The following is a 6,688-nucleotide window of genomic DNA, read 5'->3' as shown; positions in this document are numbered from 1 at the left end:
CCGCGCGCGGCGGCCCCCGCCGCGGTCGGGGGGGGTCCCCCCCGCCCCCCCCGGGCGGGGGCCCCCCGGCTCCCCCCGGGGGGCCCCGCCGCCATGAGCTCCGCCCGCATGGCGAAGCGGAGCGGCGATCGGTCGACTGCGGGTCGTCAGCGACCCTGATGCGAACGCTGGCGGGTTTCCTCCAGGTCGGCTTCGGAGCGGGCCTTCTCGGCCTCGGCTTCCTTCTGCGCGACCTCGCGTTGCGATTCGGCCTTGTCCTGCTGGGCGATGCCCTCGTCGCGCAGGTCGTTGTGCCCGGCCACGGTGCCCGCGACCTCCTTGGCCTTGCCCTTGACGCCTTCTACGGCGCCTTCCAGTCCTTCCCGGGGGCCAGTTCGATTCTCGGCCACGATATGTACCTCCGATGTCGAGTGTTCGGGTGGACACGGAGCGCGTACCCCACATCCGCGGGTTCAATCGCGGTCGTTCGAGCAGTTCTCCGCGGGCCGTACCGCCCCGCACCCGACGCTTCGCCCCGTGACCGAGGGCACGGCTCCGGAAGCGGGGCCCTCCCGATTCCGGGGCGACCGCGTATCGCGCGTTCCGGTGCGCCCCGGACCACCCTCGGTGCGGAGCGTGCCACCCGGGACGCGACGTCCGCGGCAACCGACGCCGGCCCGACCGGCGCAAGGGGTTGAGTGTGCCGTTGCGGCATGGTTTTTACTTGTTCCGAGCACGAAAACCCTTACGGGAGGACGGAATCACCATGACGGAACAGCACAGCGACCGGACCGGTGGCGACCCTACGCTGTCGGCCGCCCTGCCGACTGCCGATCCGGCCGCCGAGACCGATGCCGCCGCGGCGCGGCCCACACTGCTCGACCAGATGGGCGGACCGATGGGATTCGTCTACTCGACAGTTCCCGTCGTGGTGTTCGTGGCGGCGAACGCGGCACTCAGTCTGCCGGCGACGATCGCGATCTCCGTCGCGGTCGGTCTGGTCCTCACCCTGTTCCGGGTACTGCGCGGGGAGCGCTTCTCGTCGGCGGTCGGTGGCCTGCTCGGGTTGGCGGTCGCCGTGGGGATCGTCGCCTGGACCGGGTCGGCGAAAGATTTCTTCGTTCTCGGGATTTGGGTGGCGCTGGCCGGCTTCGTGGTCACCTTCGGTTCGGTGCTGGCCCGCAGGCCGCTGACCGGTGTGATCTGGAATGCCCTGCACGGCGGACGGCACGCGTGGCGTATGGATCGGTCCGTGCTGCGTGCGCACGATATCGCCACGCTGGCCGCGGCGGCCGTGTTCGGCACCCGGTTCGTCGTCAAGGAATGGTTGTACCTCGCCGACTCGACGACCTGGCTGGCCGTCGCCAAGATCGCGATGGGGACGCCGCTCACGGTTCTCGCCGGACTGGTCGTGCTCTGGGCGTTCCGTCGCACGACCAAACGCCTCGGGACGTAGTGGCGGGATCGGGGCGCACGGCCGCTCACGGCAGCGGGGGGTACTGGCCCGGCGGCCTACACCACCGGGCCGCGCGGCGCTGTTCAGGCGCCGAGCAGCCGGATCTCGGTTTCGAGTTCGGCGGCCTGCACGGTCAGGACATTGTCGTCGGGGTCCGCGCCGACCCGGTCGACCAGTGCGGCCCGGGTGATCACGGGCAGCCCCTGGGCGGCGACGTCGGGATCGGTCTCGACCCGCACCTCGCCACCCGCCAGCGCCAAGGTGGCCTGCGGATTCTTCGCGTCGAGTAACCGACGGAGGTCGTCGGGCGCGACCTGGGTGTGTGGTTGCCGCGGCGCGCTCGCGGGGGCCGGTGGGTCGCTCGGTGTGCGGTTCTCGGAAGTCATGGTGCCCGGTTGCCCGGCCGGGCCGAGGGGAAACCTGCGCCGGTCACTGCCCGTTTTCCGGGGCCGAATCGCACCGGCCGGCGATCGATCCGTCGCCATCGTCGAGCAGGCACTGCGGGTACCGGCGGCCGCCGCCTGCCGGATCCGCGCGTCGCGGGCACCCGGCCACTCCTCGCGGGTGGTCGTCGCGAACTGCTCGCGGGCGAGTGGATGCGGCCGACCGTCGTGCGCCGAACGCGAGTCACTCGGTGGACCGCGCATCCAGGGCCCCGGCGAGAGCCGAGGCGACGAGTGCTACGGCGCGATCGGGATCGTCGGACAGATCCCGCAGCACGCCCAGCGACAGGTGTGCCGGCATCTCGGCGAGGGCCTGGGTGAGGCGGATCCGCACCGCCGGCTCGGCCGTGTGCGCGGCGAGCGCCCCGACCAGGGCCTCCATGATCCGTTCGGCGAGTTCGGCATCCAGGGACAGCGCTCCCAGGACCTCGGCGGCGTCCACGTCGTTGACACCCTCGACCACCATATCGACGAGTACCGGGACGGCCGCCGGCTCGCCCCGCGCCCCCGCGGCCAGGGCGGCGGGGCGGCGCACCGCCGCGTCCGGGTCGGTGAGCGCACCGGCGAGTGCCGCGCTCGCCTCGGCTCCGGGCATCTCGGCGATCGCGAGTACCGCGCGCCGCCGGATGGCGGCGTCCGCGGCGTCCAGGCCGGCCGCCACGCCGGCCAGGCCGTCCCCGCCCGCTCGGGCCAGTGCCCAGCGCAGGGCGCCGGCGACATTCGGATCGGATTCGGTGAGGACCGCCCCGGCCAGCAGTTCGGTGGACACCGGCACCTCCTCGGCCGACGCCAGCACGGTTTGCTGCCGGCGTGCGGCACTCGTTGAGCCGAGCCCGTGCAGGAGTTCCACGATGCGCAGCACATCCGGCCACCCCGCGGGCGTCGAGGCATCCACGGTCCGGAGCCGGTCGAGGAGTTCCTGCTCGCGCCGCACCCGTGCCTCGGTCCGCCGGATGAGAGCGCCCACCAGCTCCGCCGGGGTGAAGGCGGGGTCCTGGAGGGCCCGCCCGACCTCCCGTAACGACAGGCCCAGCGAGCGCAGGCTCTCCACGTGGAAGATCCGCCGGATGTCGGCGGGGGAGTACTCGCGGTAGCCGCCGACGGTGCGGCCGGTCGGACACACCAGCCCGAGGGAGTCGTAGTGCCGGAGCATCCGGGTACTCACCCCCGAGCGGCGCGACACCTCACCGATCAGCATGCGGCCGGCCCGGCACGTTCGGGACCGAGCGCGATGATCCGTTTCGCGTCGGCGATATCCGGATCGAAGCCCGCATCCGGGTCGCGCAGCAACCGCTCCGTGGCGCGGGCATGCGCGCGCACGACCGGATCCGGGCTGCTCGACCTCGCCTGTACGGCCGGTCCGGCGTGGTCACCGAGCGCGACCAGCGCCCGGCTGAGACTGAGCTGGACGGTCCGGTCACCGCGCCCGAGCTGGGTGGCCAGTTCCGCGGCCAGTGCCTCACGGCCGTCGGCCGGCACGAGGACGACGGCCGCCCGCCAGGCGCTCCGGGCGACCTCGTCGTCGGCGTCGCGCAGCAGCGACCGGGTGATCGCCGGCCAGGCGGATCCGTCGCCGATCTTGGACAGTGTGTGCAGCGCCTGGCTCCGGGCCTGCGCGCCCGCGGCACCCAGTTCCGTGCGCACTGCGGGTACGGTGATCTCGACCGGGTGCCGGGTCAGCGCCCAGGTGAGCATGTCGCGGACATAGAAGTCGGGCTCGATCGCGCACCGTGCGATCAGCGCGCCGACGAGTCCGGGGCGCGGGTTCGTGCCGGCGGCCAGCGCCGCCTGGAGCCGCGTCGACGAGCCGGGGGCGCGCAGCGCCTCGAGCAGGCGCGTATCGGGTGAATCGAATATCTGGTCGATGGGGACCACCTCCTACGCTCAGTGAAGACCTTGTCACAGTGTCAGGGTCAAATCCGGGAGGCCCGGCTCGCCGGGCGGGGCCGTCGGTGCCCACGGCCCGGTGTGGTGTCACCGGATCGGTATGCCGGAATGTATTGGGCGACTTGGCCGGATGGGGTATACCTGCGGGGTACCGACCGCACGACCTCATGAGGAGCATCCGCCGTGTCCGACGGCTCTATCGATCTGCGTACCGATGTCGCGCATCCCGCGCGCATGTACGACTACTTTCTGGGCGGCAAGGATTCCTACGATGCCGACCGGGCCGCGGCCGAGCAGGCACTGCGCGATTTTCCGGCGGTCCGGCTTACCGCGCGCACCAACCGCGAATTCATGCGCCACGCCACCCGTTACCTCACCGAGCAGGGAATCCGCCAATTCCTCGATATCGGCACGGGGATCCCCACCGAGCCCAACCTGCACCAGGTCGCGCAGGGCCTGGCGCCGGAATCGCGGGTGGTCTACGTCGACAACGATCCGATCGTCCTCGCGCACGCGCGGGCGCTGCTGGTGAGTACCGACCAGGGCCGTACCGCCTACATCCAGGCCGACGCGGGGAACCCGGAGGCCATCCTTGCCGCGCCGGAGCTGCGCGCGACGCTGGATCTGTCGCAACCGGTGGCGGTGTCGCTCATGGCGTTGCTGCATTTCGTGCCCGGTGATGTGTACGAGATCGTGAACACGCTGATGGCGCCGCTGGCCCCGGGATCGTATCTGGCGATGTCACATGTCACCACGGAGTTCGACGAGGGACCCGACGACCCCGACGGTATGGCCCGGCTGTTGCAGGTCTACGTGGATCGCGGAATTCCGGTGCGGCCGCGGACCCGTGCGGAGGTGGCCCGGTTCTTCGATCAGCTGGAACTGGTGGAACCGGGTGTCGAGGCGATCCATCGGTGGCGCAACTCGGGTATCGAACATCCGAAGAGCCATGACAAGAAGGTCTCGCTCTACGGCGCCGTGGGCCGGAAGGTCTGACACGCCGCGTCACCCGGCGGCGCGGGTGTTCGTGGCCGGACACCCGGTAGCGGGTCCGGCCACGGGCACGCCTCAACCGGTGACCGCCTCGTGGTCCGGCTCGGTGACGGCCGGAACCGGGCGGTGTCCCCGGTCGTCCCCGAGGCCCTCCGCGTCGAGTGGGTCGGTACGGCGGGCCAACTGGGCGTCGACCACCGCCCCCAGTAGCACCGCGAAATTGGTGACCCACAGCCAGACGAGGAATACGACCGCGGCCGCCAGGGAACCGTAGACCTTGTCGAAAGAGTCGAAATGCGCGGCGTAGAACGACAGACCGGCCGAACCGGCCAGCCATACCCCTACCGCCAGTGCGCTGCCCGCGGTGAGCCAGCGGAACGGCTGCCCGGTCACATTGGGCGCCACCCAATACAGCAGTGACAGCGCGAAACTCACCACCAGGGCGAGGACGACCCACCGGAGGATCGCCCAGATCCCGTGCACGAAAGGCAGATCGGCGAGATCGGCGCCGAACCGTCCGGCCACACCGTTGGTGATCACGAAACCGAGGCCGGTGAACACCATCATCGCGATCAGGACCACGCTGAGCGACAGTTGCAGGAGAACCGTCCTGGGCCGGGACCGGCTCTCCGCCACGGAGTACAGGGCGTTGGCGGCCCGGATGAAGGCGCCGATGTAACTCGACGCCGTCCACAGCCCCGACACCAGCCCCGCGATCGCGATCGGGGCCGACCAGGCCCGGACCTGTTCGAGGTGGCGTACCGAATCGGCCAGCAGCGTCCGGCTGCCCTGCGGGCCGACGTGACTCGCCGCCCCCGCGAGCACACCGGTCGGCTCCGGCCCGGCCAGGCCGAGCGCGGCGACGGTGAGCAGCAGGGCCGGAAACAGTGACAACATGCTGTAGTACGTCAGGGCCGCCGCCCAGTCCGACAGCTCGTCCGACCACGCCGCCCGCAGTGTGCGCACCAGGATCCGGACCTCGCCGCGCCGCAGCACTCGAACGCTCAACCCGCGATAACGCCGATCCATCCCCGGCAACACCTCCGGTTCCCTCGGCTACCCGCGCTGTGCGCTGCGCAAACGCGACCCTCCGGTGGCTCACATATGCGAGCCTCCGTCGACGCGCACCTCGGTCCCGGTGATGAAATAGGCGTCCGGGGAGCCGAGCATCGCCACCACCGCGGCCACCGCGTCGGGTCCGGCGAACGGTGCTCCCGCCGGCAGTGGCAGGGCCGGCGCCGCCTTGGCGAACAAGGCGATATCGGCATCGGCGGGCAGACCGGGGCCGAGGCTCTGTCCGGACGCGCCACTGCCGTCGGTCATCCCGGACGAGATGGAGCCCGGCTGGACGGCGTTGAACCGGATGCCCTGCCGACCGAATTCCATTGCCAGCGCGTGCGTCATCGCCTGGATGCCGCCCTTGGACGCGGCGTAGGCGGACATGTAGGGGTGGGCGAACGCCGCGGAGGTGGAACTGAAATTCACCACCGCCGGGTCGTGCCCGGCGCGTAGCGCGGCCATGGATTCGCGCGTGACCAGGAAGGTGCCGACGAGATTGATCCGCAGGATCTGCTCGAATTCCGCGACCGAGGTCTGTTCGAAATGTGCCGAACGCAGGACACCGGCGGCATTGACCAGGGTGTCGAGCCCGCCGAGCCACCGCAGGGCGTCGGCCAGTCCGGCGCGGACGGACTCCTCGTCCGCGATATCCATGACCGAGGTGCTCAGCCGCGCGCGGTCGGGACCGGCCTTGGCCGAGGTGTCCTCGAGGCCGGCCGCGCTGATATCCGCGGCGACCACTCGGCCACCTTCCCGCAGGATGCGCAATGTCGTGGCCTGACCGATACCGGATCCGCCGCCGGTGACGAGGACGCGGCGGCCGTCGTATCGCTGGAGTTCGGTCATGGGAGGGCTCCTGTCGGAAGTCGGT

The 6,688-nt window shown here is 71.2% G+C and carries 8 protein-coding genes; 2 read left to right on the top strand and 6 right to left on the bottom strand.

Going from position 1 to position 6,688, the window contains the following annotated elements:
- Positions 1–146: 146 nt before the first annotated feature.
- On the bottom strand, positions 147–389 hold the full coding sequence (locus ABZV91_RS13690) for a CsbD family protein (protein ID WP_030520334.1): 243 nt from the start codon (positions 387–389) through the stop codon (positions 147–149).
- A 356-nt stretch (positions 390–745) separates the two neighbouring features.
- Here ABZV91_RS13690 and ABZV91_RS13685 point away from each other — a divergent pair, with 356 nt between their 5' ends.
- Positions 746–1,435 (top strand): DUF3159 domain-containing protein, encoded by a 690-nt coding sequence (locus ABZV91_RS13685; protein WP_355240205.1) that lies wholly within the window; start codon positions 746–748, stop codon positions 1,433–1,435.
- Positions 1,436–1,518: 83 nt separating this feature from the next.
- Here ABZV91_RS13685 and ABZV91_RS13680 read toward each other — a convergent pair whose 3' ends face one another.
- The 3 genes from ABZV91_RS13680 to ABZV91_RS13670 all read right to left on the bottom strand — a co-directional run bounded on the left by ABZV91_RS13680 (position 1,519) and on the right by ABZV91_RS13670 (position 3,753).
- Positions 1,519–1,821: a hypothetical protein gene (locus tag ABZV91_RS13680; RefSeq protein ID WP_355240203.1), complete on the bottom strand. Its 303-nt coding sequence runs from the start codon at positions 1,819–1,821 to the stop codon at positions 1,519–1,521.
- 241 nt (positions 1,822–2,062) lie between these two features.
- Positions 2,063–3,076, bottom strand: coding sequence for a MerR family transcriptional regulator (locus tag ABZV91_RS13675; protein WP_355240200.1), 1,014 nt, complete (start codon positions 3,074–3,076; stop codon positions 2,063–2,065).
- Positions 3,070–3,753 (bottom strand): HEAT repeat domain-containing protein, encoded by a 684-nt coding sequence (locus ABZV91_RS13670; protein WP_355240197.1) that lies wholly within the window; start codon positions 3,751–3,753, stop codon positions 3,070–3,072. The genes ABZV91_RS13675 and ABZV91_RS13670 overlap by 7 nt, the downstream gene beginning before the upstream one ends.
- A 195-nt stretch (positions 3,754–3,948) precedes the next feature.
- Between ABZV91_RS13670 and ABZV91_RS13665 the strand changes: the two genes are divergently transcribed.
- Positions 3,949–4,761: an SAM-dependent methyltransferase gene (locus ABZV91_RS13665; protein ID WP_355240195.1), complete on the top strand. Its 813-nt coding sequence runs from the start codon at positions 3,949–3,951 to the stop codon at positions 4,759–4,761.
- A 72-nt stretch (positions 4,762–4,833) separates the two neighbouring features.
- Here the strand turns inward: ABZV91_RS13665 and ABZV91_RS13660 are convergent, their stop codons facing one another.
- Together ABZV91_RS13660 and ABZV91_RS13655 are read right to left on the bottom strand one after the other, a co-directional pair.
- A complete protein-coding gene (locus ABZV91_RS13660) occupies positions 4,834–5,766 on the bottom strand; it encodes a YihY/virulence factor BrkB family protein (protein WP_355240192.1) in 933 nt (310 codons plus the stop codon).
- Between the two features lie 90 nt (positions 5,767–5,856).
- Positions 5,857–6,663 carry an SDR family NAD(P)-dependent oxidoreductase gene (locus ABZV91_RS13655; protein WP_355240189.1) on the bottom strand — a complete coding sequence of 269 codons (807 nt, stop codon included), beginning with the start codon at positions 6,661–6,663 and terminating at the stop codon, positions 5,857–5,859.
- Positions 6,664–6,688: the final 25 nt, after the last annotated feature.

The organism is Nocardia sp. NPDC004568 (genome assembly GCF_040609955.1).
Classification (GTDB): Bacteria; Actinomycetota; Actinomycetes; order Mycobacteriales; family Mycobacteriaceae; genus Nocardia.
This window is presented reverse-complemented; position numbering and strand designations above follow the sequence as displayed.